Consider the following 24,798-nt stretch of genomic DNA (forward strand, 5'->3'; position numbering starts at 1 on the left):
TCGCGTCGACCCGTCCCGACGAGAGCGTCGCTGCCGCCTCGCCCACCGTGCCGACCGCCACGAGGTTGATCGAATCGATGTCGGCGCCGGCCTCGGCGGCCAGCGAGCGGAAGTAGGCCTCCTGGCCGGCGCCGAGGCTGTCGAGACCGAAGGTGGTGCCCTCGAGCGCCTTGAAGCCCTCGCGCCAGTCCGCCGGGTCGACGGTCTCGATCGGGGAGTCGTCCTTGACCATCACGACGTTCCACGCCTTCGACACCCCACCGCAGAACAGGCGGACGTCCTGGCCCTGCTGCTGGGCGGCCATCACCTGACCGACGGCGTTCTGGGCGACGTCGATGGACCCGGACGTCAGTGCCGCGAGCTGGGTGCCGGCCGAGGTCACCTGCACGAAGTCGGCGGTGATCCCCTGCTCCTCGAAGAATCCCTCCGACGCGGCGAGCTGATCGGGCAGGGTGATGCCGGCGCCGGCGAAGTTCGCCACGGTGATGGTGCCGTCGGAGGCCTCCGCGCCGTCCGGGTCGTCGCCCGAGCCGCAGGCCGTCGTGAGCACGAGGAGCCCGGCAGCGCAGGCCGTCATGGCGAGACGGGTCCGGACGCTCGTGGCGTGGAAGGAAGGCATGACTCTCTCCTGAACTGTCGACCCGAGGTGATGCTCACCATACGAATGATGAGCATAGTTATACGGATCACAAAGTCAAGGGTTGGCTGCCGCGAGGATCTACCCCTGGACCGGGCCGAGGTGCACATTGCCTCCGTCGACGGTCAGCACGGTCCCGGTGACCCAGCCGGAGGCGTCCGACCCGAGGTACACCGCGGCCCTGGCCACGTCCTCGGGGGAGCCGAGCCTCCCGAGCGGCACGGCTGTCGCGCGCCTGGACAACGCTTCCTCGATGCCGTCACCGTGGCGCTGCCGGAACGCATCCTCGACGAGCGGGGTGAGGATGGTGCCGGGTGCGATGACGTTGGTGCGGATGCCGTCGGGTGCATATTCCCGCGCAAGCTGGCGCCCCAGGGCCACCACCCCTCCCTTGGCGGCGGCGTACGCCGGGATGTTGGGCAGCCCGACCAGGCCGGCGATGCTCGCCGTGAGGACGATGCTTCCCGCGCCCTGCCCGACCAGGTGCGGCAGCGCCGCGCGGACCGTGAGGAACACACCCGTGAGGTTCACCCCGATCACCTTCGACCAGTCGTCGAGCGAGATCTCGTGGGCCTTGCCCTCCCCCGGGATGCCGGCGTTGGCCACCACCACGTCGAGCCCGCCGAGCTCGGCAAGTGCCAGGGCGACCGCCGCTGCGCAGTCCGACTCCGACGTGACGTCACCGACGTGTGCCGTCGCGGTGCCACCGCTCCCGCGGATCGCCGCCACCACGTCCTGGACGCCGACCGCGTCACGGTCGCTGCACAGGACCGCGGCCCCCTCGACGGCGTACTCGACGGCGATGGCCCGCCCCAGCCCGGAGCCCGCACCGGTCACCAGCGCGACCTTGCCGCCGAGGGCGCCGGGCATCAGCCCGCCTTCGAGGGCAGCCACGTCACGACCTCGGGGAAGACGATGATGATCAGCACGACGGCCATCTCGGCGATGATGAAGGGAACGACACCTCGGAACACCGCCTCGACCTTGGCCTTCTTCACCACACCCGAGATCATGAACACGTTGAGGCCGAACGGTGGGGTCAGCAGGCCGATCTCGATCATCTTCACCGCGATGATCCCGTACCAGAGGCCGTCGAAGCCCAGCGACGTGATGATCGGGTAGGTCAGCGGCATCGTCAGCAGCAGGATCGACATCCCGTCGATCAGCGCTCCCAGCACCAGCAGCACCAGCAGGATGATCGCGACGACGACGTACTTGTTCACGTCGAGACCCACGATCCACTGTGTGAGGTCCTGGGGGATGCGGGTCGTCACGAGGAACAGCGTGAACACCGATCCGGCGATGATCAGTGCCATCAGCATCGCCGTGTTGGCCGCGGTCTCCTGCAGGGCCGTGGTCAGTCCTCGCCAGACACCGCCCTCGGTCTGTCGCCCGCGGATGATGAGCACCAGGAGGGACAGCAGGGCGCCGACGGCGCCGGCCTCGGTCTCGGTGAAGTAGCCGCCGTAGATGCCGCCGAGCACGGCACCGGCGATGAGGGCGATGTAGACCATCGACTCGATCTCGCGACCGCTGATGAACGGCGTCCTGCCGTCGCGACGCGACGAGGGCAGCACCTCCTCCTCGCGGAGACGACCGACCTCGTCCTCGGTGTCGACGACGGCGGCGGACGGACCCGACCCCGCACCGGGACGAGCTCCTGCTCCGACCGTGGCGACCTCGGCAGGCACGAGCTTCTCGGCATCGACGTTCGCGGGGCGCGAGGCCGTGATGGCCACCGTAACCATGTAGGCGACGGCGGTGAGGATCCCGGGGATGATCGCGGCGAGCAGCAGCTGGCCGACCGACTCGTTGGTGAGGATCCCGTAGATCACCAGCACGATGCTCGGCGGGATCAGCACGCCCAGGGTGCCGGAGGCAGCGACGATGCTGGCCGCGTACGCAACTCGGTAGCCGTGTCGGGTCATCTCGGTGACGCACATCCGGCCGAGCGTGACGACGGCCGCCGCGCTCGAGCCGGTGACGGCCGAGAAGCCCGCGGCCGAGAGCACGGTGGCGATGCCGAGTCCCCCGGGGAGCCGGCGGGTGACGCGCGCGGCGAAGTCGAAGATGTTGGCGAGGATCCCGGCGTTGGCGACGAAGACGCCCATCAGGATGAACATCGGGATCACCACCAACGAGTAGCTGCTGGTGGCCTGGTAGGCCGCTGACGACAGCGTGGCCGCCGTTCGTTCGAAGCCGGCGTTCAGCAGGAGACCGGTGATGCTGGCCGTGAGGAGGGCAGCCGCGACGGGCGCCTCGGCCATCAGCATGACGCCGAAGATGGCCAGGGAGATGAGGACGATCAGCTCGGGGCTCATGCGTGCGTCGCCTCCAGCACGAACTCGTCCTCGACCTCTTCGAAGGCCTCGCCCGAGCGCAGCGCGCGCACGTCGTCGACGAGCCGGATGCAGACGTGGACGGCGAAGAGGGCGAACCCGACCGGCACCAGCACCTGCGCGGGCCAGGTGGGGTAGGCGACGAATCCCGGGGTCACGTCGCTGTTCTGGATCGACGCGATCGCCCGGTCGAGCGCCTCCCACGCGACCCAGGCGAGCACGACCAGGGAGACGAGCGACCCCGCCGACCGGAACGCGAGTGCGGCGACGCGCGGGAGCCGGCTGGTGACCATCGAGGTGCGCACGTGCACCCCGATCTGCTCGGCGTACCCCATGCCGAGCGCGGCTGCCGAGAGGAGCAGCAGCGGCGCGACCTCGATCACGCCCTGGATGGACCTGTCGGTCAGCGTCCGCCGCAGGACGTCGGCGACGGTCAGCACCATGATGACCGCGATGGCCAGGGCTCCGACTGCCGCGACGGCTGCGGTGAGGCGTTCCACCACACTTCTGATCATTGTTGCGTCCTCTCGTGAGTCGGCCCGTCCGCGTCGGTCCCCAGGGGGACCTCCACGACCCGGGCCAGATGTTCCCCGATGACCTGTGCTGCACCTGCGGCACGCCGCGTGGCCTCGGCACCCTCGAGCGCTGAGGCGACGTCGGCATACGCAGCGACACGCACCACGTCCGCGGCGGCGGGGAACCGTCCGTCGTGCAGTCCGTGGTCGGTGACGATCGCACCGGCACCCGGTGGTGCCGGTACCACGACGAACCTGTCGGCCAGCTCGGCCGGCGACACGCCCGGCTCCGCCGCCACGAGGACCAGCAGCTGCACCGAACCGGCGACCCCGAGGTCGTCCTCGCCGTCCGGCTGCCAGGTCCCCACCACCCCCCGGAACCGTGTCTTGTCGACGAACGCCTTCTCGTCGGCCTGGACCGACCCGACGAACTCCGTCGAGGCGAAGGCAGCGTCCATCGCCTCGACCGTGTCGAAGCGCAGCGCGGAGCACGCGTCGAACCCGGGATAGGGAAGCAGCGGCTCGCCCTCCTCGAGGACGGCGTGGAACTGCTGGTAGCGGCGGAGCCCCGGCATCCGTGCCACCACGTCGGCGTGGCTGGTGCGCCAGTGCCGCTGGAAGTCGGTGAAGTCGAGGCCGTCGATGCGCGGCGCGGTGCCGAGTCGGACGATCATGCGTGGGCCTCCTCGACGCGACGGACGACGGACGCGATGGCGTCGGCGGTGGCCTTCGGCTGCTGGTCAGGGAAGAAGTGGCCGCCCGGGACCGTGGCGGGAGTGACGGTGCGACAGCGCTTGCGCCACTCCGCCTCGATGTCGAAGAGGTCCTTGAGGAGACCGTCCGCACCCCAGATCGGGAAGGTCGGCACCTGGAGGCTGACATCGAGGTCCGCCGCGTCGTGCTCGAGGTCGACCGTCGCGCCGGCGCGGTAGTCCGAGCAGGACGCCCGGATCATCTCCGGGTCGCGCCAGGCGGCGCGGTAGGCGGCCAGCTGCTCGGCCCCGAAACCGTCCTCGATGCCGATGCCGCCGTTGGTGACCAGGCAGTTCTCGAAGTAGTAGTCAGGGTCGCCGCCGATGAGCCGCTCGGGGAAGGGCGCCGGGAGGGGCAGGAAGTACCACTGCCAGAAACGGGCGGCCCGCGCGCGGTCGACGCCGTCGTACATCGCCCAGGTGGGGACGACGTCGCACGGCACCAGGGCGCGGATCCGCTCAGGTGCGTCGAGCGCCATGCGATGCGCCACCCGACCGCCACGGTCATGCCCGGCGACGACGAAACGGTCGTGCCCGAGCTCGCTCATCACGGCGAGCTGATCGGCCGCCATGGAGCGGAACGAGTACGTCTCGCCCTCCCCTTCCGGCTTCGACGAGCCGCCGTAGCCGCGGAGGTCGGCACAGACGACCGTGCAATCCTGTGCGAGGACGTCGGCGACGTCAGCCCATTGGGCGAGCGTCTGCGGGTAGCCGTGCAGCAGGAGCACGGCAGGACCGGAGCCTGCATGCACCACGTTGATGCGGACGGGGCCGACATCGACCATCCGTCGCATGAAGCCGTCGAACACGAGCCACGCCTCCTCGCTGGGACCGGCACCTGGGACCACACCCGCGCCCCGCCGATCTGTGCCTAACCTGATAATGGTGACTATAGTCTTCCTGTGGCCGCCATCACAACAGGGTCGGCCCCGACCACTCCCCACCAGGCCGGCGCGAGTCGTGCCCACGAGACGTCAGGAAGCAGATGAAGAAGTTCCGAGGTGCGGGCGTCACCGCACTCCTCTCGACCGCAGCGCTCGCACTGACCGCATGCGGAGGTGGCGGCGCCTCCGGCGACGGGGACGCGCGCACGCTGACCTTCAGCTACATGGCCGGCGAGGCCACTCCCATCGGCGAGGTCTGGACCTGGTGGATGGATGAGGTGGAGGACCGCTCCGGTGGCACCCTCACCTTCGACCGGTTCTGGGACGCCACCCTGCTCGGTGCCACCGAGACCGTGGAGGGCCTGGCCGACGGCCGTGCCGACGTGGGGCAGGTCCTGCCCACCGTGTACGCCGGCAAGTTCCCGCTCAGCAGCGTCGGCGAGCTGCCCTTCGAGAGCTCCAACCCCGCCGCGGTCTCGCAGGCGCTCGGCGAGCTGGGCCGCGACGAGGGCTCCCCCCTCGCGGCGGAGTGGTCCGACAAGGGCCTGGTCCCCCTCGCGTGGTCGATCGGCTCCTCCAGCGCCCTGGCGACCAACGAGCCGATCGAGACGGCCGACGACCTCTCGGGGATGCGACTGCGCGCCAACGACCGGGGAAGCAAGGTGCTGGCCGCGGTGGGCGCCAACCTGATCAACATCGAGCTGGCCGAGGTCTACGGATCGATGGACCGCGGCCTGGTCGACGGCATCTACGGCATCCCCTTCAGCTTCACCGGACCGCTGAAGTACCCCGAGGTGGCCGACCACTTCACCGACCTGGGCATCGGCGTCTCGACCGTGAACGCCCTGTCCATGGGTGAGACCACCTGGGACTCCCTCAGCGACGAGCAGCGCGAGGTGGTCCTCGAGGTCAACTCCGAGGTGCCCGCCAAGATCGCCGAGGTCGAGCAAGCCTGGAACGAGTCGTCCTGCGACGAGGTGAGGGCCGAGGACGACACCGCCTTCGTCCTGCCGCAGGCAGAGTCGGACAAGATCGCCGACGCCGGCAAGGACGAGGTCGACCAGGAATGGCGCGACCAGGTGACCAAGGCCGGCGAGGACCCGCAGGCGTTCTACGCGTCTTACCGCAGCGCGCTCGACGCCGCCGAGGCGGAGAACCCGGGCATCGAGACCGGCGTGGCGATCTGCGCCGCCGGCTGAGCAGACCACCGACGACGAGAGGGCCCCGACCCCCGCTGGTGGCCGGGGCCCTCTCGTCGTGACTCGACCTCGTCAGCGAGGCGAGGAGGCGGCCGCGGCAGCAGGACCGTCCGGCACGTCCCAGCGGGCCGGCAGCGAGCTGCGGCCCCAGAGCATGAACGGCTCGATCCGCTCCGGCGTCCCGGCCAGGGCGAGTCCCGGCAGCCGCCTCGCGACCTCGCGCAGGGCGATCGTGCCCTCCAGTCGCGACAGAGCGGCGCCCAGGCACACGTGGATCCCGTGACCGAAGGCCAGGTGCTTGCGGAGCTCTTGCGGGTCGCGGTCGAGCGAGAACGCGTCGGGGTCGGTGAATGCCTGCTCGTCGTGGTTCGCCGACCCGAAGTGGAGCATCACCTTCGCCCCCGCGGGGATCACGGTGTCGTCGCGCCGGACCGGGCAGGTCGTCGTGCGGAACAGGCCCAGGACCGGGGCGTCGTGGCGCAGGCTCTCCTCGACGGCCACCTCGGCCAGGGTCGGGTCTGCCACGATCCGAGCCATCAGCGTCGGCTCCTGCATCAGCCGCAGCAGGACGTTGGTGATGAGCGACGTCGTCGTCTCGTTGCCCCCGACGAGGAGCTGGCGCACGACGTTGACCACGTCCTCGTCCCGCAGACGCTCACCATTCTCCTCTGCGGAGACCAGCGCCGAGATCAGGTCGTCGGGCAGCGTCCGGCCGGACTTCTCGAGAGCGCGCCTGTCGTGCACGGCGTCCAGGATGTAGGCGCGCATCGAGGCGATCTCGGGCTCGTACGGGGTCGGGTCGACGGCCGACATGGCCGCCACCCAGGCGTCCGACCACCCCTTGAACCGGCTCCGGTCGGACTCGGGCACGCCGAGCATCTCGGCGATGACGATGGTGGGCAGCGGGAACGCCAGGTGCTCGTGGAGATCGCCCTCGCCGCGGTCCGCGAACGCGTCGAGCAGCTCGCCGACGATCTCCTCGATGCGGCCCTCCATCTCCCGCACGGCACGAGCAGTGAACGCCTTGCTCACCAGCCGCCGGAAGAAGGTGTGGGTCGGCGGGTCCGACTTCATCCCGCGCTCCTCGGTGACGTGAGGCCCTTGGCCGTAGCGGCTGGAGAACGTCTCGACGTCCTTGAGCGCATCCAGGACGTCCTCGTGGCGGGAGAGGGTGTAGAACGGCGGCTCGAAGCCGTCGAACCGGTGGACCGGGCAGCCTGCCCGCAGTGGAGCGGTCGCGCCCATGGGGTCGGCGAGAGCGTCAGGGCCGAGCGGGTCGTAGCCGGGGTCGTGGGTCACCGGTCCTCAGCCTGCCTCGACGCAGCGCTGGATCCCGGTCTGGAAGGTCTTGTGGTCGGCCTCGGCCGCCTCCAGCCCCTCGCGGTACTGGGCGTAGAACGCCTCGGGGTCGCCGCCGGCGTCCTCGACCTGCCGCTGCCAGGCCTCGAGGACCCCGGCCTTCCCCGCCTGCTCGATCTTGGCCGACTCCTCCTCGCTCAGCACGTGGACCGAGTCCCCCGCCTCCTGCACGGCCTGGCATGACGACTCCTCCCAGCGCTGCTCGATCTCGGCGATCTTGTCCGGCACGCGGTCGCTGACCTCGGTGATGACGTCCTGCTGCTCCGGAGTCAGCGACGACCACGTGTCCCGGCTGACGGCGAGGCCGTTCACCGTCGAGATGCCGATGCCCAGGTCGGTGAAGTGGTCGGCCACCTCGGGGTACTTCAGCGGTCCGGTGAAGCTGAAGGGGATGCCGTAGATGCCGTCGACCAGGCCGCGGTCCATCGATCCGTAGATCTCGGCCAGCTCGATGTTGATCAGGTTCGCACCCGACGGCTCCAGCACCCGGCTGCCGCGGTCGTTGGCCCGCAGCCGCAGGCCGTCGAGGTCCTCGACCGTCTCGATCGGCTCGTTCGTCGCCAGAGCGCTGGACGCCCCCACCGACCAGGCGAGCGGGATGAGCGAGTGACCGGCCCACTCCTCGGCCAGCGGACTGCCCTCCTCCCGCCCGAGGTCCCCCAGCACCTGGGCGATGGCCGCGGCGTTGGACGTCTCGAACGGCAGCTCGCCGACGCTCGTGAGAGGGAACTGGCCGGCGTAGACCGTGGGCAGGACCTGCCCCACATCGGCTCGGCCGTCGTTGAGTCCTTCCATCGTCTCGGTGGACTTGAGCAGGGTGGCGTCCCAGAAGCGGTCGAAGGTCAGCTCGCCGTCGGTGCCCTCCTCGATCTCGTCGAGCCACCACGCCCACAGCTCACCGATGGGCGTCTGCTCGCCCACCATCATGGTGAAGGTCAGCGTCCGGGCTCCGTCGTCCGACCCACCACCTCCGCCACAGCCGGCGAGCACGAGGGTCGCCGCGCAGAGGCCGGCGGCCAGGGAGGTTCGCACGGTGCTGGGTCGTCTCATCGATCGGTCCTCGGGTCGTGGGGGCGGGTGCGCACTCGTCCGGCCGGCGTGAGTGCCGTCACAATCCGCCGTATCGTAATCACGATTATCAGTCTTTGGTCAAGGGGTGGTACGACGACGGGCGCCGCCCCGGAAGGGGCGGCGCCCGTGCGCGAGTCGCGGTCAGCAGGTCACGGCTGGACCAGCGGCGTGGTGTAGGTGCCGTCGAAGGCGCGGGCCGCCTTGCGCTGGAGCAGCTCCCACGTGAGGTTGAGGTAGTCGGCCTTCTCCAGGAGCGCCTCGACCGCCAGGACGTGCTCCTCCGGCATCTCCGGGGTCCCGGGCGGGGCGGTCACGTCGAGGCGCGCGACGTAGTCGAGCGTGCTGTGGAGCGCCGCCGCTTCGGCGATGTCGGCGCCGAAGGTGATGGAGCCGTGCCACGGGATGATGATGCAGACGTCGCCTTCCTTCATGGCGGGAGCGATGGACTTGATCTCGTCGTCGGGCGCGAGGGCGGTGCGACCGCGGAAGTACGTCGCCATGTTGTGCAGCACCCGTGGCTCGCGGCCGAGAGCGGCCTGTGCGGTGATCCAGAACCCGTGCGTGTGCACGATCGCGTTGACGTCCGGGCGCAGCATGTAGATGCCGTGGTGGAAGTCGATGCCGGGGCTGACCACGACGTCGGGGTCGGCGGATCGACCCTCGAAGTCGAGCAGCACGATGTCCTCGAGCTCCATCTCCTCGAAGGTCTTGCTGAGCCGGTTCGTCCAGTACAGCTCCTCGCCCGGGACGCGGACGCTGACGTGACCGCCGATGCCCGTTCCCAGGCCCTGCGCCGCCATGGCGCGACAGGCCATGAGGACCTGGTCGCGCTGCTCTTCATAGGCCATGACTGTGGTTCCTTTCCTCGTGCTCGCTCAGGTGGCGCCGGCTCCCTGCCGACGCCGGGACACGTCTGGGGGTCGGGCTCATGCGGAGCCCACCGCCTCGACCAGGCCGGGCCCCACGTCGTCGAAGGCGCGGACGCCGGTCAGCATCATCGCGACCCGGAGCTCCTCGGCGAGGACGTCGACGGCACGACGGGCGCCGGCACCGCCTGCTGCACCCAGGCCGTAGACGATCGGCCGACCGACCAGGCAGGCCCGGGCGCCCAGCGCCCTGGCTTTCAGGACGTCGCTGCCACGCCGTACGCCGCTGTCGAGATAGACCTCGGCGCGGTCCCCGACCGCTTCGGCGATGGCCGGCAGGACCGACAGCGTCGCTGGCGCCTGGTCGAGCTGGCGGCCACCGTGGTTGGACACGACCACGGCGTCGGCCCCGAGGGCGACGGCTCGGGCTGCGTCGTCTGGCCGGAGGATGCCCTTGACGACCAAGGGCCTCTTCCAGCGGGCACGCAGGGACCGCAGGTCGTCCCACGACGCCGACGGGTCGAACTGGCTGTCGACGTAGGACGCCACGCGCACCGCGTCGTCGCCCATCCCAGCGATGTTCGCGGCAGTGACCCGCGAGTGCTGCAGCAGGTCGCGCGTCCAGCGCGGATGGCGGAGTCCGTCCACGACCGACCGGGGAATCAGGCGGGGAGGAACGGTGAACCGGTGGCGACGGTCGCGCCGCCGGTCCGCCGAACGCGGAACGTCGACCGTGACCACCAGCGCCTCGTAGTCGCATTCCACGGCGCGGGCCATCAGGCCGTCGACGATGGCGTCGTCACGCCACAGGTAGGTCTGGAACCAGAGGCGTCCTCGCGGTGCGGCCGTCCGGACCTCCTCGATGGAGTACGACGACATGCCGGCCAGGGTGTAGACCGACCCCGCGTCCTGCATGGCCCGCGCGAGACCGGCCTCGCCGTCCACGTGCACGAGACCGCACAGACCCGTGGGCGCCCCGAGGACCGGGACGTCCACGCCGCCGCCGAGCACCGTCGTCGACAGGTCGGGGTCGCTCACGTCGACGAGCACGTGCGGCGAGAGGGCAAGCCGGTCGAACGCCTCGACGTTGCGGCGCAGGGTGACCTCGTCCGCGGCACCGCCGTCGACGAAGTCGAAGATCACCCGCGGGAGCGCGGACCGCGCCGCCGATCGGACCTCCTCGACCGACCCCAGCGCGGCCAGCCGCTGCCGGCGCCTGTCCGCGGGACGAGCCACGTCGCGCAGCGAGTCCACGACCTGGTGGCACGCGACCGAGAGGAGGTCGTGCACGTTGACTCCTCCTCGTGCCCGTCGCGGCTGACGCCGGTGGTCGAAACTGTTATAACAGTACACATGAAAGCGTTCGAGGCGCTAGCCGCCCAGCTCGCCCACCTCGGCGTCACCGACGTCTTCGGGCTCATGGGCGACGGCAACCTGAAGCTGATCCCGACGCTCGTCCACGAGCACGGAATCACCGTCCACGCGGTCCGCCACGAGGCGGCGGCGGTCGCGATGGCCGACGGGTACGCCCGCAGCAGCGGTCGGGTCGGTGTCTGCACGGTGACCCAGGGGCCGGGTCTCACGAACGCCCTGACCGCGCTGATCACGGCCCACCGCGGCCGCACTCCCCTGGTGGCCCTGGTCGGCGACACCCCCGTCGGCGTCCAGGGGCTACCGCAGGACATCGACGAGGCGCCGCTGGTCGCAGCCGCCGGCCTGGCCACCTCCCCGTTCGACCCCGCCACCGCACACGCCGACCTCGCCCGCGCCTGGCGGACGGCCCTCGACACCCGTCGCCCCGTGGTCATGATCCTTCCGACCGACCTGCAGGAGATGGCCGCGCACGACACGGTGTGCGAGCTGCCGGTCGCCGCGCGCGTGCCGGTGAGTCCCGGCGACCTCTCGGTTGCGACCGAGGCCCTCGCATCTGCCGCACGCCCGGTGATCGTCGCGGGACGCGGCGCGCTCGAGGGTGACTGCCGTGACGACGTCGTCGCCCTGGCCGACCACGTGGGCGCACTGCTCGCGACCACCCTCCCCCTCAACGGCTGGTTCTCCGGACACCCTTTCGCCGTCGGCATCGCGGGCGGGTTCGCGCCGACGGAGATGCGCGAGCTCCTGGGCGAGGCCGATTGCGTGCTCGCCCTCGGCGCCTCGCTCAACCACTTCACGACACGTGGCGGGGGCCTGTTCTCCGCCGACGCGACGATCGTGCAGGTCGACGAAGACCCCGGCGCGCACGGCCGCTACACCCGCCACGACGTGGCCGTCGTCGGCGATGCCGGCGCCGTGGCACGCGACCTGCTCGCTCGGGTCCCGGGCGGGCAGCGTTTCCGCACCGCCGAGGTCGCCGACCGCATCGCCAGCGGGTCCCCGCCCGAGCCGGATGCCGGCGACGGTCGGGGGCTCGACCCACGCCTGGTCGCGCGGACCTTGGCGCGTGCGCTGCCCGACAGCACCGTCCTCGCGGTGGACGGCGGGCACTTCATGGGGTTCCCCTCCATGGCCATGCCGGTCACGCGTCCGGCGAACTACGTCTTCACCCTCGACTTCGGCTCCATCGGCCTGGGCCTGGCCGCCGCGATCGGCGCGTCCGTGGCCGACCCGAGCCGGACCGTCGTCGCCGCGGTCGGGGACGGCGGTCTGCTCATGAGCCTGGGCGAGCTGGACACTGTCGCCCGCAGCGGCCTGCCCGTGGTGGTCGCGGTCTTCAACGACGCGGCCTACGGTGCCGAGCTGCACTTCCTCCGGATGTCCGGACTCCCCTCCGGGACCAGCCAGTTCCCGACGACCGCGCCCCTGGCACCGGTGGCCGAGGCGCTCGGCCTACGCGCGATGACGGTGGACGACGAAGACACCCTCGAGGCCTGCCGGCAAGCACTCGAAGCAGGTGTCACGGGACCGACCCTCATCGACTTCCGCATCACCGACGGCGTCCGCGCCGCCTGGCTGGAGGAGGCCTTCAACCGCGGCACGCACTGAGCATCAGACGTCGGTGAGCCGCACCCCGGCGTGGGCCTTGTAGCGCCGATTGACGGAGATCAGGTTGGCGGTCAGGGCCTCCACCTGGTGGGCGTTGCGGAGCCTGCCGCCGTACAGCCCGCGCATGCCCGGCACTGCGTCGGCGAGCGCCTGGACGAGGTCGGTGGCCTCCCGGTCGTCGCCCAGGACCAGCACGTCGGTCTCGATCCGCTCGACGGTCGGGTCCTCGAGCAGCACGGCGCTGACGTTGTGGAAGGCACCGACGACACGGGAGTCGGTGAGGATCGCCGCCGCCTGCTGGGTCGCCGAGCCCTCCTCGACGGGCAGCGCGTACGCGCCCTGCTTGTCGAAGCCGAGCGGGTTCACGCAGTCGACGACGACCTTGCCCGCGAGGGTGTCCTTCAGCGAGGTGAGCAGCTCACCATGACCGTCCCAGGGCACCACGACGAGCACGATGTCGCCGGCAGCCGCGGCCTCGGCGTTGGTGGTGCCACGCAACGAGCCCACCGACGCGAGCGCGTGGGCGGCCTCGGCGGCGCGCGCGGCGTCTCGCGATCCGAGCACGACGTCGAGGCCGGCGCCGGCGAACCGGCGCGCGAGGCCGCGGCCCTGGGGCCCGGTGCCGCCGAGGACGGCGATGGTCAGGGAAGAGAGGTCGGTGTCGCTCACCCGGCCGACGCTAGCGGCACACGGCTCACCCTCACGTGTGTTGTCCGCCACGGATGCGCGAGCGAGCGTGGAGGACATGTCCAAGCGCATCGCATTCCTGACCGCATCCGAAGGCATCGAGGAGGTCGAGCTCACCCAGCCCTGGCAGGCCGCGGTCGACGCCGGCCACACCGCCGAGCTCGTCTCCCTCGACGAGGGCGAGGTCCAGCTCTTCCAGCACCTCGACAAGTCCAGCACCCAGCGGGTCGACCGCCGGGTGAGCGACGTGTCGATCGGTGACTACGACGCGCTGGTGCTGCCCGGCGGCGTCGCCAACCCCGACGCGCTCCGCACCGACGCGGAGGCCGTGGCGTTCGTCCGTGACTTCTTCGACTCCGGCAAGCCTGTCGCCGCGATCTGTCACGCCCCGTGGACGCTGGTCGAGGCCGACCGCGTGCGCGGCAGGCGCCTCACCAGCTGGCCGAGCCTGCAGACCGACATCCGCAACGGCGGTGGCGAGTGGGTCGACGAGGAGGTCGTCGTCGACGGCAACCTGATCACCAGCCGCAACCCCGACGACATCCCCGCGTTCAACAGCGCGCTGCTCGCCGCGATCGGGGACTGACCCCGCGCACGCAGGTGTGGCGTGAGTCACACATCAGCGGCATACTCGGGTGGAAGCGCTCTCACTCGGGAAGGTCCACCCTCATGCCACGCCTGCCTCGCCGCTCCACGCCACGACGAGCCGCCCTCACCGCACTGGTCCTGGCGGTGGTGGGACTGGCGCCCATCGCCGTCACCTCCGATGCCGTCGCCGGGCGCGACCACCACCCGCCGGCGTCCGCCGGCCCCGACCTCGGTCCGCGCACGATCGTCTTCGACGACTCGATGCCTGTCACCGAGATCAAGCAGAAGGCCGACGAGATCTGGGCCCAGCAGGTCGACGCCGAGATGTCGTCCGAGCGATGGGCGCTGCTCTTCGAGCCGGGCACCTACGGCACCGACGCCGAGCCGCTGCAGATCAAGGTCGGCTACTACACCGAGGTCGCCGGACTCGGTGCCTCACCGTCGGACACGGTGGTCAACGGCAAGATCGAGGTCTACAACCGCTGCATCACCGACGGGCCGACCCAGCCCTACTGCATCGCGCTCAACAACTTCTGGCGCTCCCTGTCCAACCTCACCCTCGACGTCAACGGGTCGGGGCAGGACGGGTGCCGCGCCACCGCGAACTTCTGGGCCACCTCCCAGGCCGCGTCGCTGCGCCGGGTCGACATCCGCGGCGGCGACCTGTCGCTGATGGACTACTGCACCGACGGTCCGCAGTTCGCCAGCGGCGGCTACCTCGCCGACTCCCGTGCCGGCACCGTCGTCAACGGCTCGCAGCAGCAGTGGCTGACCCGCAACAGCGAGCTCGGCTCGTGGTCCAACGGCGTGTGGAACCAGGTCTTCGCCGGCACGATCGGCGCCCCGTCGGAGACCGGCTTCCCGGCCGAGACCTACACGACCCTCGACCGCACGCCCCTGAGCCGCGAGAAGCCGTTCCTGTACGTCGACGGGGCGGGCGCCTGGCGGGTCCGCGTGCCCGACGCGCGCACCGACTCGGTCGGCCCGGACTGGACGTCCGGCCAGGCGGCCGGGCGCGACCTGCCGCTCTCGTCGTTCCACGTCGCCAGCCCCGACCAGCCGGCCCGCGACCTCGCGAGGGCCCTCGACCGAGGCAAGCACCTGCTCCTCACCCCGGGCGTCTACGACATCGACCGGAGCCTGGAGATCCGCCGCAGCGACACCGTCGTGCTCGGCCTGGGCCACGCCACCCTCACCGCCACCCGCGGCGCGACCCCGGTCGTCGTCGACGGCAAGGCGCGCGGCGTCGTCGTCGCCGGAGTCACCATCGATGCGGGCACCGGGCTGTCACGCAACCTCATGCACATCAAGGGCACGCCCGGCCACGGCCACGGGCACCACCGGGGCCATGCCCTCCCCCGCACCCACGGGCGACGCTCAGCGCCGAGCACCACCCTCAACGACGTCTACTTCCGCGTCGGCGGTCCTCACGTCGGCAAGGTCGACACCGCGCTGGTCGTCGACGCCGACGACGTGCTCATCGACCACATCTGGGTGTGGCGCGCCGACCACGGCGTCGAGGGCTTCACCGCCGGGGTCGCGGGTGACACCGACCGCTGGAACACCAACACCGGACGCGTCGGCGTCGTGGTGAACGGTGATCGCGTGCGAGCGACCGGGCTGTTCGTCGAGCACTTCCAGCAGCTCAACACCGTCTGGAACGGTGAGGACGGACACGTCGTGCTCTACCAGAACGAGCTCCCCTACGACCCGCCCAGCCAAGCCGACTGGACCCAGCCGGACGGCACGCTCGGCTGGCCGGGCTACCAGGTCTCCGGAGATGTCCGGCGCCACCAGCTCTTCGGGGGCGGGGTCTACGTCTTCAACCGCAACGACCCCACCATCACGACCGAGAGCGGCTTCGACGTGCCCGAGCGCAGCGGCGTACGCCTCCACCACGTGATGACGGTCAACCTCGAGGCCGGCAGCATCGAGCACGTCGTCAACGACGTCGGCGACCGCGTCGACAGCGAGGCGCCGGGCACCCCGAGCTTCGTGGTCGACTACCCCGCCGTGGGCTGAGCCACGGCGCTCACTCGACGAGCCAGCGCCCCAGCAGCGTCCCGTCCTGCTCCAGCAGCAGGGCGGGGCGCAGCGCGACGTCCACGTCGGCGCCCGCCGCTATCCGCGGGCCGTCGCCGCCCACGAGGCGCGGAACGACGGTCCAGCACAGCTCATCGACGACACCGGCGGCGAGGAGGTCGGCAAAGAGCGACGGACCACCTTCGCAGAGCTGCTCGGTCCACCCCCGCTCGGCCAGTGCGGTCTTGAGGGCGACGAAGTCGATCTCCTCCTCACCCAGGACCAGGACGTGGTCCTCGCCCAGCCTCGCTCGCGTCTCGGCCAGGCCGGCGGCAGAGGCCACGGTGGCCATCAGCAGGCGGCCGGACGCGGCGTCGGCCACGGTGGGCGGCAGGTCCGCCGAGCGGCTGACGACGACGAGCGGCACGGCCGGGACGTCGTACTCCTCGTCGCGCAGCGTGCCCGCGCCCACGATGAGGCAGTGCGCACGGGCACGAATGGCACCGAAGACGCGGTTGTCAGCGGTGGTGTTGATGCTTGAGCTGAGCCCGTCGGTGCCGGTCGCGGAGCCGTCGACGGTGCTGACGAAGTTGACCCGGAGCCAGGGCCCGTCGGGTGGCGCGTAGGCGTCGGCCAGCTCCTGGTCGGAGAGGGCGGCGAGAGGCTGCAGCACGAGGGGCTCGGTCACCCTCGACATCCTGCCGCCTACCCTGAGCAGGGTGATCACCCTTGCGGAACTCGCAGCCCTCCAGGCCGCCCACGGCGACGCCTGGGCGACCCCCGTCGCACCCGTGGTCGTCGACGGTCCGCACGGCCCGGTCGCGATCGGCGACGGACCGGTCACGCTGATGGGGTGCGTGAACCTGTCGCGTGACTCCAGCTATCGCGAGAGCGTCGCCACCAGCCCGGCCGACGCCGTCCGGATGGGCAGGATCCAGGCGGCCCAGGGCGCCCAGATCATCGACCTCGGCGCCGAGTCGAGCAACCAGGGCACGGCCCGCGTCTCACCCGAGGACCAGATCAGCGCCCTCGTGCCGGCCGTCAAGGGCCTCGCCGAGGAGGCGATCGTCTCCGTCGAGACCTACCAGCCGGCCGTCGTGCGCGCCTGCCTCGACGCCGGTGCGCGGGCGCTCAACATGACCGGTCGGCAGCACGAGGACGACATGCTGGCCCTCGCTGCGGAGTACGACGCCGCGGTCGTCATGTGCTTCGGCGAGACCGCCAACGTGCGCGAGGTCGCCGACGTGCCGCCCGACGCCGACCCGATGCCGGTGCTGCTCGACCACTTCGCCCCGCGGCTGGCCCACGCCCGGTCACTGGGCGTCACCAAGGTGATCGTCGACCCGGGCATGGGCTTCGTCTACGGCAACCTGATGGACCCGATGGTCCGCTCGCGGCACCAGACGCGGGTGCTGACCCAGACCTTCCGCCTGCGCCCCCTCGGCGTACCGGTCTGCAACGTGCTGCCGAACTCCTACGACATCTTCGGCGACGAGCTCCGCAAGGCCGAGGGCTTCTACGCCACGTTCGCCGTCCTCGGCGGCACCCACCTGCTCCGGGTCCACGAGGTCCCGCACCTCCGGGTCGTGCTCAAGGCGCTGGCCGAGCTCGAGGTCCGCTGAGCCTGGCGGCGTACGACATCCGCTCCGCCACCCTGGCGGCGTACGACGTCGAGTCGGGCCGCAGGGGTGTCGTACGCCGCCACCCTGGACGAGTCAGACGAAGAACGAACGCGCCACGCGCGTCAGCTCGAGTAGCCCTGGGGGTTCTGAGACTGCCAGCGCCAGGTGTCGGCCGCCATCTCGTCGACGGACCTCCGCGTCCGCCAGCCGAGCTCGTCGTTGGCCTTGGAGGCGTCGGCGTACGACGTCGCGACGTCGCCTGGGCGGCGGGCGACGACCTCGTAGGGGAGCTCGCGGCCGACCGCCCGCTCGAAGGCGTGCAGCAGCTCGAGCACGCTGGTGCCGTGGCCCGAGCCGAGGTTCCAGACGTTGACCGGCTCGGTCGTCGTGGTCAGCGCCTCGAGGGCGGCGACGTGTCCGGCGGCGAGGTCCTCGACGTGGATGTAGTCGCGCACGCCGGTGCCGTCCACGGTGTCGTAGTCGTCGCCGAAGACGGCGAGCTTGTCGCGCTTGCCGACGGCCACCTGGGCGATGAACGGCATCAGGTTGTTCGGGATGCCCGAGGGGTCCTCGCCGATCGTGCCGGACTCGTGGGCGCCGACCGGGTTGAAGTAGCGCAGCAGCGCGAAGCGCATCTGCGGTGCGGCCGCGGCGACGTCGCGCAGGATCTGCTCCTGCATGACCTTGGTCCAGCCGTAGGGGTTGGTCGCGAACGTGCGTCGGTCCTCGGTCGCACCGGCCTGGTCCGTGCCGTAGACGGTCGCGCTGGAGGAGAAGACCAGCTTGTCGACGTCGTTCTTCTGCATCGCCCGCACCAGCGAGAAGGTCGAGCCCAGGTTGTTCTCGTAGTAGTCGAGCGGCTTGGCGACGCTCTCACCGACGGCCTTGTAGCCGGCGAAGTGGATCACCGCGTCGAAGTCCTCGGCGGCGAAGAGGTGCTCGGTCTTGTCGTAGTCGCACAGGTCGAAGGAGTGCGTGGGGATGCTCGTGCCGGTCAGCGACTCCATCCGGCCCAGCACCGTCGGGTGGGCGTTGCTGAAGTTGTCGACGACGACCACGTCGTGGCCGGCCGCGACGAGCTGGATGACGGTGTGCGAGCCGATGTAGCCGGCGCCGCCGCTGACGAGGATCTTCATGAGCCCACCCTAACGACGACGCGCCCTGACAGACTGGGGCCATGCCCAGCGCGCTGATCACCGGAATCACTGGCCAGGACGGCCTCTACCTCGCCGAGCTGCTGCTCGAGAAGGGGTACGACGTCCACGGTCTGATCCGCGGCCAGAACAACCCGCGGCGCGAGCTCGTCGAGAACCTCGTCCCCGACGTCACCCTGCACAACGGTGACCTGACCGACCTCTCCAGCCTCATGCGCGCCATGCGCGACGCCGACCCCGACGAGGTCTACAACCTCGGCGCGATCTCGTTCGTCGCCTACTCCTGGGAGAACGCGTTCGTCACCAGCGACGTGACCGGCATGGGGGTGCTCAACATGCTCGAGGCCGTGCGGCTCCACGCCGGTGACGACCCCTCGCGCATCCACTTCTACCAGGCCTCGAGCTCGGAGATGTTCGGCAAGGTGCAGGAGGTGCCCCAGTCGGAGAGCACCCTGCTGTGGCCGCGCTCCCCCTACGGAGTGAGCAAGGTCTACGGCCACTACATGACCATCAACTACCGCGAGTCCTACGGCATGCACGCCTCGTCGGGCATCCTCTTCAACCACGAGTCGCCGCGTCGCGGGCCGGAGTTCGTGACCCGCAAGATCAGCCAGGCGGTCGCGCGGATCAGCCTCGGCCTCCAGGACGACATCACGCTCGGCAACCTCGACTCGCGTCGCGACTGGGGATTCGCCGGCGACTACGTCGAGGCGATGTGGCGGATGCTCCAGCAGGACCAGGCCGACGACTACGTCATCGCGACCGGCGAGACCTGGTCGATCCGTGACTACCTCGATCTCGCCTTCCGTCACATCGGCATCGACGACTGGGCGCACCTGGTCAAGCAGGACCCGCGCTTCATGCGCCCGGCCGAGGTCGAGCTGCTCATCGGCGACGCCTCGAAGGCCAAGGACAGGCTCGGCTGGACGCCGACCGTCTCCTTCGCCGAGCTGGTCGCGATGATGGTGGACGCCGACATCGCCGCCGCGAAGGCGGGCTGGTGACCCCTCGGGCGTTCATCACCGGCATCGGGGGCCAGGACGGCACCTACCTCGCCGAGCGGCTCGTCACCGAGGGGTACGACGTCCACGCGCTGGTCTTCACGACCGACGGCCCCCCGGCCCACTGCCCCGCCGAGGTCGTCCTGCACGGTGGTGACCTCACCGACGTCGAGGCGACCCGACGGCTCGTGCTCGACCTGGCACCGCAGGAGCTCTACAACCTCGCCGCGATCAGCTCCGTCGCCCAGTCGTGGGAGGAGCCCGACGCCACCGCCCTGGTCAACGGACATGCAGCCGTCGCGCTGATGGAGACCGCCCACCAGGTCGGCGACGTCCGCTTCGTGCAGGCCTCGAGCGCGGAGATCTTCGGCGAGCCGGTCGACTCGCCGCAGACCGAGGACACGCCGCTGCAGCCGGTCAACCCCTACGGCGCCGCCAAGGCGTACGCCCATCTCGCCTCCCGCGTCTTCCGCCAGCGCGACCTCCACGTGTCGAGCGCCATCCTCTACAACCACGAGTCGCCGCGCCGTCACGAGCGGTTCGTGACGCGCAAGATCACCTCAGGGGTCGCCGCCATCGCCAAGGGCGAGGCCGACGAGCTGGTGCTGGGCAACCTCGACGCCCGTCGCGACTGGGGCTGGGCCCCCGACTACGTCGACGCGATGATCCGCGCCGCCCGCGCCGACCAGCCGTCGGACTACGTCGTGGCCACCGGCCGCGCGCACTCGGTGCGCGACTTCGTCGCGGCCGCCTTCGCCGCTGCCGACATCACCGACTGGGAGCCGCTGGTCCGTCAGGACGAGGCGTTCTTCCGCCCCGCTGATCCGACCGAGCTCGTCGGCGATGCCGGCCGGCTGCGCGAGGAGCTCGGCTGGGCGCCGACCGTGTCCTTCGAGGAGCTCGTCGCCCGGATGGTCGCCGCCGACCTCACGTAGCCGCCCGTCGTCTGGCCCCGGCGGGAGCCTCAGTCGAGCGGGATGTCCTCGGAGTTGTCGCGGTCGACCGGGCTGGTGTCCTTCGGGAACTCCACCGAGCCCTTCTGGTCGAGCTCGAGCACGAGCTCGCGGTCGCCCACCTTGGTCCAGCCGACCGTGGCGCGGAAGTCGTCGCGCTCGAGCTGGGCGAAGGGCTCGGACGCATCGAGGTCGACGGACTTCCGGGTCCAGCCAGCGTCCTCGAGCGCGGTCAGCGCCCGATCGACCACGTCACCCTCGTCGCCCTCCCCGACGACGATCGCCGAGGCCTTGTAGTCCTGCCCTCGATAGGTCGACATGCCCTCGCTCTCGACCCGTCCCTGCGCCCGCTCGACCGCGAGCCCGGCACCGGTGAGCACCGCGGCCATGTCGCGGAGCTCGGCGTTGACCTCGGACTTCATCTCGGCCAGCTCGTCGGCCGCCTGGGCGGGGTCGGGATCGCCGCACGCCCCGAGGCCGAGCACCAGGGCCAGTCCCAGCAGGAGGCGCAGCGGCGACAGCTTCATGTGCACATCATCACCGGTCGGCGGTCGTGTCGGACCGGCCGGGCTGGTCGGCCGTCGGGTCGCGGTCCCACTCGGGATCCTGGGGCGGCCCCCACCAGGGGTCGTAGCTCTGCGCGGCCCCGTTCACGTCCTCACCGTGACCGTCGACGATGCGACCGATGTTGTAGAGCGACTCGCTGTCGCTGTCGAGGTAGGAGCTGTGCGCCTCGTCGGTGTTGCGGTGCCAGCTGCGATCGACGTCCTCGGCCTCGAAGCGGGTGGCGTCGAAGTCCTCCGACGACGGGTCCGTCCCGAGTCCGATCCCGAACTTGCCGATCCACCCCTCGTCGCCGAGCGTGGCCACGAAGTCGCGGCTGTCACGCCCGACGTAGACGTGGTCCTCGCCGACACCGAAGTCGCTCGCCCGGTCGGCCGGCCCGGCGCCCGGGCTGCCGATGAGCACCACGTCGTCGACGTCGATGGTGTCGCCGTGAGCGGCGTACGACGTGGTGGTCGAGCCGTAGCTGTGCCCGATGGCCGTCAGGTGGGCCGGGTCGTCGGCGCGCGAGGCCCGCAGCCCGTCGATCGCGTCGGCGAGGTTGCGCCCGCCTTCCTCGGCGCGTCCCTCGGTCAGGGTGGCGAGGTCGGTCGGGCCGTCGGGCGCGTCGTAACCCAGCCAGAACATCGTCGCCACGCTGGAGCCGTCGCCGTTGTAGCGGGTCGACTCGTAGAGGTTCATCATCTGGTCGGTGTAGCCGGTCACGCTGGTCATGTCGGTGCTGATGCCCGGCGTGAAGACGGCGACGTCCGCCGCGGTGTCGAGGTCGCCCACGGCCACCGCGACCCGACCGTCGCCGTCGTAGGCGGCCGGGTCGTAGAGCCAGAGCTGTCCGCCCGGCTTCACGCCCGGGTCGAGCGGGTCGGTGTAGGCGTCGGCGTTGGCGAGCGCCTCCTGGGTGCGCTGGGCGTTCTCCAGGATCCGGCGCTCGGTGGCGGAGATGGTGCCGTCCTCGGACTTGGCGGCGAGCCGGGCCAGGTCGTCGTCGAGGAGCACGCGGTTGGCCTGGTCGCGGGCATCGGACGGCAGCCCGTCGCCCTGTCCGATCCGCTCGGGGTAGGCCGCGATGACGGCCTCCCGCTCGGCCTCGGTCAGGCCGTCCCACCACGCCTTGACCTCCTCCGGGGTGGCGCCGGATCCCGGCGCACCGGGGCGGTTGATCGCCGACTCGGCCAGGGGCGGGACGCCACCGTCCGCGGAGGTCGACTCCGCGAGGGTGTCGGCGGCCTGGAAGACCTGCCGCAGCAGGGTCTCGTTCTCCCGGACCCGTCGCTGCAGGTCGTCGTCGGCGGTGACCAGCTCGGAGTAGTCGGCGCGCAGGTCGACCGAGCGCTCGCGGAAGGCCGCGACCTGGGCCTCCGTCACGTCGACCGCGGCGTCGATGTCGGCGATCAGGGTGGTGCGGCGGTCGTCGAGGCCGCGCTTGCGCTCGAGGAGGTCGTCGTGGTCGCGCAGCAGGTCGCGCAGGGTGTCGGTGAAGGCGGTGACGCCACGGGCCACCCGGCGCACCGTGACGCCCATGGCGGCGTGCTCCGTCGAGGCGGTGCCGGAGGCCTCCTTGTAGGCGGCGTAGGCGACCCCGGCCCAGCTGCCGAGGTCCTGCACCTCCTGGGCGCGGTCGGCGAACTCCTCGTAGCGACCGGCGGCCTCGTAGAGGGTCGTGGCGAGCGCGTCGGACCCGCCGGCGTCGCCCTCGGGCTTCTTGACCTGCGCCGGCACCGACGCTGGGACCTCGATCGTGACCGTCATCGCGCCGGCCCCAGACGTGCGCCGAGGTCGCTGAACTGACGGTCGACCGCGTCCTCGGAGGTGGAGTAGTCGTCGGCGGTCGCCTGCAGCGCGCCGACGAAGCCGCGTGCGATCTCCGCGCTCTCGCCGGCGTGGCCGGCCCAGCCGGTCAGGAAGCTGGTGGCGGCCGCCTGCACGCTCGGCGGCAGTGCGGCCGAGGAGGCTCCGCCGAGGGCCCGCGCCGTGGCGTCCATCAGCTCTTCCTGCGACTCCCAGGCGGTGGTGCCGCGCCGCAGCGTCTCCATCTGCCAGACCAGGGGATCGCCCATCAGACCTCACCCCCTCGCGCGAGCGCGGCAGCCTCGGGACCGGTGTGCACGAGGGCGCTGCGCAGGCGTACGACGACCCGCGACGGTGTCGCGAGCAGCACCTGCACCTCCTCGCGACCGAGCCTCGCGGGGCGCCCCGCGAGCACCCGGGGGATCCCCTCGGGCGGCGCCAGGACGTGCCAGCCCGCCTCGTCGGGCAGCAACGCCCGCGCCCGCTCGAGCGTCGCCGAGGTGGTGGCCGGATCCACGTCGTCGAAGGTGGCGGTGCCCTGCCACCTCAGGGTGCCGTCGGCCGCACCGGCGAACCACACGTCGTCGAGCCGGCTCGGCTCACCGGGGAGGCCGAGGCCGGCCCAGAAGGCGGCCATCTCGCCGCGCAGCCGGGCGCGGGCCTCAGCCGGGTCGACCGTCGGCTCATCGGCCGGCACCTCGACCTCCGCCGTCACCTCGGGCGGCAGGACGACCAGGTCGACGTCACCGTGACGGCGCAGGACGGTCGACCAGAAGGGGTCTTCCCGGACGGCGCGCCCGGCGGCGGCGTCGCGTGTGAATTCCAGGTCTGGCTGCTCGGACACCCGGGTCCTCCTCTGTCGTCCGGTGTGCCCTCACGTCTCCCCGGGAGCGGCCGCGTCGAAACGCGACTGCCCGCGCCTGGGGAGAACTCGTTCAGCCGTGCCGCAGCAGCGCGAGCAGGTACTCGCCGTAGCCGCTCTTGCGCAGCGGCTCGGCGCGCGCGGCGAGCTCGTCGTCGGAGAGCCAGCCCATCCGCCACGCGACCTCCTCGGGTGCGCCGACCTTGAAGCCCTGCCGCCCCTCGATCGTGCGGACGAAGTTGGAGGCGTCGTTGAGGGAGTCGAAGGTGCCGGTGTCGAGCCACGCGGTGCCACGCGGCAGCACCTCCACGTGCAGCCGGCCCTCCTCGAGGTAGCGGCGGTTGAGGTCGGTGATCTCCAGCTCGCCGCGCGCCGACGGCTCGAGCTCGGCGGCGTACTGCACCACGTCGTTGTCGTAGAAGTAGAGGCCAGGCACGGCGAAGTCGCTCTTCGGCTGCTCCGGCTTCTCCTCCAGCGACAGCGCGCGACCCTGCTCGTCGAACTCGACCACGCCGTAGGCCCGGGGGTCGGCGACGTGGTAGCCGAAGACCGCGGCACCGTCGAGGTCCTTGAACCGCAGCAGCTGCGAGCCGAGCCCGGAGCCGTAGAAGATGTTGTCGCCGAGCACGAGCGCCGAGCGCTGGTCGCCGATGTGGTCGGCGCCGATGACGAATGCCTGGGCGAGCCCGTCGGGGCTGGGCTGCACCGCGAAGGTCAGGTCGATGCCGAACTGCGAGCCGTCACCGAGCAGCCGGTGGAAGCCCTCGGCCTCGTGCGGCGTGGTGATGATCAGGACGTCTCGGATCCCCGCGAGCATCAGCGTGGAGAGCGGGTAGTAGATCATCGGCTTGTCGTAGACCGGGACCAGCTGCTTGCTGATGCCCTGGGTGATCGGGTGCAGTCGCGAGCCGGTGCCACCGGCCAGGATGATTCCACGCATGGGCTCACCCTAT

25 protein-coding genes are annotated in these 24,798 nt (G+C 71.1%); 7 read left to right on the forward strand and 18 right to left on the reverse strand.

Features of this window, described 5'->3' with window-relative positions:
• From IEZ25_RS19170 to IEZ25_RS19195, 6 genes are all read right to left on the reverse strand, one after another.
• Positions 1 to 619 (reverse strand): ABC transporter substrate-binding protein (locus IEZ25_RS19170; RefSeq protein ID WP_191201087.1); only part of this gene is annotated, 619 nt, incomplete at its 3' end.
• Between the two features lie 99 nt (positions 620 to 718).
• Complete coding sequence (locus tag IEZ25_RS19175) at positions 719 to 1,531, reverse strand: SDR family NAD(P)-dependent oxidoreductase (RefSeq protein ID WP_318152343.1); 813 nt, start codon at positions 1,529 to 1,531, stop codon at positions 719 to 721.
• Positions 1,507 to 2,958, reverse strand: coding sequence for a TRAP transporter large permease (locus tag IEZ25_RS19180; RefSeq protein WP_191201088.1), 1,452 nt, complete (start codon positions 2,956 to 2,958; stop codon positions 1,507 to 1,509). Before IEZ25_RS19180 ends, IEZ25_RS19175 begins: the two co-directional genes overlap by 25 nt.
• A complete protein-coding gene (locus IEZ25_RS19185; RefSeq protein WP_191201089.1) occupies positions 2,955 to 3,476 on the reverse strand; it encodes a TRAP transporter small permease in 522 nt (173 codons plus the stop codon). Before IEZ25_RS19185 ends, IEZ25_RS19180 begins: the two co-directional genes overlap by 4 nt.
• Before the next feature lie 11 nt (positions 3,477 to 3,487).
• On the reverse strand, positions 3,488 to 4,165 hold the full coding sequence (locus tag IEZ25_RS19190) for an EthD domain-containing protein (RefSeq protein WP_191201090.1): 678 nt from the start codon (positions 4,163 to 4,165) through the stop codon (positions 3,488 to 3,490).
• Positions 4,162 to 5,052, reverse strand: a complete 891-nt coding sequence (locus tag IEZ25_RS19195; RefSeq protein ID WP_191201091.1) for an alpha/beta fold hydrolase — start codon at positions 5,050 to 5,052, stop codon at positions 4,162 to 4,164. The genes IEZ25_RS19190 and IEZ25_RS19195 overlap by 4 nt, the downstream gene beginning before the upstream one ends.
• Before the next feature lie 176 nt (positions 5,053 to 5,228).
• On the opposite strand from IEZ25_RS19195, the gene dctP (IEZ25_RS19200) reads away from it, so the two are divergent.
• Complete coding sequence (dctP, locus tag IEZ25_RS19200; protein WP_191201092.1) at positions 5,229 to 6,326, forward strand: TRAP transporter substrate-binding protein DctP; 1,098 nt, start codon at positions 5,229 to 5,231, stop codon at positions 6,324 to 6,326.
• Positions 6,327 to 6,398: 72 nt separating this feature from the next.
• On the opposite strand, the gene IEZ25_RS19205 is transcribed toward dctP (IEZ25_RS19200), so the two are convergent.
• From IEZ25_RS19205 to IEZ25_RS19220, 4 genes are all read right to left on the reverse strand, one after another.
• Positions 6,399 to 7,625, reverse strand: coding sequence for a cytochrome P450 (locus IEZ25_RS19205; RefSeq protein WP_191201093.1), 1,227 nt, complete (start codon positions 7,623 to 7,625; stop codon positions 6,399 to 6,401).
• 6 nt (positions 7,626 to 7,631) lie between these two features.
• Positions 7,632 to 8,735: a TRAP transporter substrate-binding protein DctP gene (dctP, locus tag IEZ25_RS19210; RefSeq protein ID WP_191201094.1), complete on the reverse strand. Its 1,104-nt coding sequence runs from the start codon at positions 8,733 to 8,735 to the stop codon at positions 7,632 to 7,634.
• Positions 8,736 to 8,905: 170 nt separating this feature from the next.
• A complete protein-coding gene (locus IEZ25_RS19215; RefSeq protein ID WP_191201095.1) occupies positions 8,906 to 9,604 on the reverse strand; it encodes a class II aldolase/adducin family protein in 699 nt (232 codons plus the stop codon).
• A gap of 78 nt (positions 9,605 to 9,682) precedes the next feature.
• The gene (locus IEZ25_RS19220; protein WP_191201096.1) at positions 9,683 to 10,912 is read right to left on the reverse strand and encodes an alpha-hydroxy acid oxidase; all 1,230 of its coding nucleotides are present in this window, start codon (positions 10,910 to 10,912) and stop codon (positions 9,683 to 9,685) included.
• 63 nt (positions 10,913 to 10,975) lie between these two features.
• On the opposite strand from IEZ25_RS19220, the gene IEZ25_RS19225 reads away from it, so the two are divergent.
• Positions 10,976 to 12,604, forward strand: a complete 1,629-nt coding sequence (locus IEZ25_RS19225) for a thiamine pyrophosphate-binding protein (RefSeq protein WP_191201097.1) — start codon at positions 10,976 to 10,978, stop codon at positions 12,602 to 12,604.
• 3 nt (positions 12,605 to 12,607) lie between these two features.
• Here IEZ25_RS19225 and npdG read toward each other — a convergent pair whose 3' ends face one another.
• The gene (gene npdG, locus IEZ25_RS19230; RefSeq protein ID WP_318152344.1) at positions 12,608 to 13,273 is read right to left on the reverse strand and encodes an NADPH-dependent F420 reductase; all 666 of its coding nucleotides are present in this window, start codon (positions 13,271 to 13,273) and stop codon (positions 12,608 to 12,610) included.
• 76 nt (positions 13,274 to 13,349) lie between these two features.
• Between npdG and IEZ25_RS19235 the strand changes: the two genes are divergently transcribed.
• Both IEZ25_RS19235 and IEZ25_RS19240 read left to right on the forward strand, forming a co-directional pair.
• Positions 13,350 to 13,877 (forward strand): type 1 glutamine amidotransferase domain-containing protein, encoded by a 528-nt coding sequence (locus tag IEZ25_RS19235; protein WP_191201099.1) that lies wholly within the window; start codon positions 13,350 to 13,352, stop codon positions 13,875 to 13,877.
• Between the two features lie 83 nt (positions 13,878 to 13,960).
• Entirely contained in the window at positions 13,961 to 15,901 is a 1,941-nt protein-coding gene (locus IEZ25_RS19240; RefSeq protein WP_191201100.1) for an adenylyl cyclase, read from the forward strand.
• Positions 15,902 to 15,911: 10 nt separating this feature from the next.
• Here IEZ25_RS19240 and IEZ25_RS19245 read toward each other — a convergent pair whose 3' ends face one another.
• A complete protein-coding gene (locus IEZ25_RS19245) occupies positions 15,912 to 16,589 on the reverse strand; it encodes a dihydrofolate reductase family protein (protein ID WP_318152345.1) in 678 nt (225 codons plus the stop codon).
• Between the two features lie 31 nt (positions 16,590 to 16,620).
• On the opposite strand from IEZ25_RS19245, the gene IEZ25_RS19250 reads away from it, so the two are divergent.
• Positions 16,621 to 17,523 carry a dihydropteroate synthase gene (locus IEZ25_RS19250; RefSeq protein ID WP_191201102.1) on the forward strand — a complete coding sequence of 301 codons (903 nt, stop codon included), beginning with the start codon at positions 16,621 to 16,623 and terminating at the stop codon, positions 17,521 to 17,523.
• Positions 17,524 to 17,645: 122 nt separating this feature from the next.
• On the opposite strand, the gene galE is transcribed toward IEZ25_RS19250, so the two are convergent.
• On the reverse strand, positions 17,646 to 18,659 hold the full coding sequence (gene galE / locus IEZ25_RS19255; RefSeq protein ID WP_191201103.1) for a UDP-glucose 4-epimerase GalE: 1,014 nt from the start codon (positions 18,657 to 18,659) through the stop codon (positions 17,646 to 17,648).
• A gap of 41 nt (positions 18,660 to 18,700) precedes the next feature.
• On the opposite strand from galE, the gene gmd reads away from it, so the two are divergent.
• Together gmd and IEZ25_RS19265 are read left to right on the forward strand one after the other, a co-directional pair.
• Complete coding sequence (gene gmd, locus IEZ25_RS19260) at positions 18,701 to 19,681, forward strand: GDP-mannose 4,6-dehydratase (protein ID WP_191201104.1); 981 nt, start codon at positions 18,701 to 18,703, stop codon at positions 19,679 to 19,681.
• Positions 19,678 to 20,613 carry a GDP-mannose 4,6-dehydratase gene (locus IEZ25_RS19265; protein ID WP_318152346.1) on the forward strand — a complete coding sequence of 312 codons (936 nt, stop codon included), beginning with the start codon at positions 19,678 to 19,680 and terminating at the stop codon, positions 20,611 to 20,613. The genes gmd and IEZ25_RS19265 overlap by 4 nt, the downstream gene beginning before the upstream one ends.
• A 29-nt stretch (positions 20,614 to 20,642) precedes the next feature.
• On the opposite strand, the gene IEZ25_RS19270 is transcribed toward IEZ25_RS19265, so the two are convergent.
• From IEZ25_RS19270 to rfbA, 5 genes are all read right to left on the reverse strand, one after another.
• On the reverse strand, positions 20,643 to 21,158 hold the full coding sequence (locus IEZ25_RS19270; RefSeq protein WP_191201105.1) for a hypothetical protein: 516 nt from the start codon (positions 21,156 to 21,158) through the stop codon (positions 20,643 to 20,645).
• A 10-nt stretch (positions 21,159 to 21,168) separates the two neighbouring features.
• Complete coding sequence (locus tag IEZ25_RS19275) at positions 21,169 to 22,944, reverse strand: alpha/beta hydrolase (RefSeq protein WP_191201106.1); 1,776 nt, start codon at positions 22,942 to 22,944, stop codon at positions 21,169 to 21,171.
• The gene (locus tag IEZ25_RS19280; RefSeq protein ID WP_191201107.1) at positions 22,941 to 23,252 is read right to left on the reverse strand and encodes a hypothetical protein; all 312 of its coding nucleotides are present in this window, start codon (positions 23,250 to 23,252) and stop codon (positions 22,941 to 22,943) included. Before IEZ25_RS19280 ends, IEZ25_RS19275 begins: the two co-directional genes overlap by 4 nt.
• On the reverse strand, positions 23,252 to 23,827 hold the full coding sequence (locus IEZ25_RS19285) for a hypothetical protein (RefSeq protein ID WP_191201108.1): 576 nt from the start codon (positions 23,825 to 23,827) through the stop codon (positions 23,252 to 23,254). Before IEZ25_RS19285 ends, IEZ25_RS19280 begins: the two co-directional genes overlap by 1 nt.
• A 91-nt stretch (positions 23,828 to 23,918) precedes the next feature.
• The gene (gene rfbA / locus IEZ25_RS19290) at positions 23,919 to 24,785 is read right to left on the reverse strand and encodes a glucose-1-phosphate thymidylyltransferase RfbA (protein ID WP_191201109.1); all 867 of its coding nucleotides are present in this window, start codon (positions 24,783 to 24,785) and stop codon (positions 23,919 to 23,921) included.
• Positions 24,786 to 24,798: the final 13 nt, after the last annotated feature.

It is taken from the genome of Nocardioides hwasunensis (assembly GCF_014779665.1).
GTDB lineage: Bacteria > Actinomycetota > Actinomycetes > Propionibacteriales > Nocardioidaceae > Nocardioides > Nocardioides hwasunensis.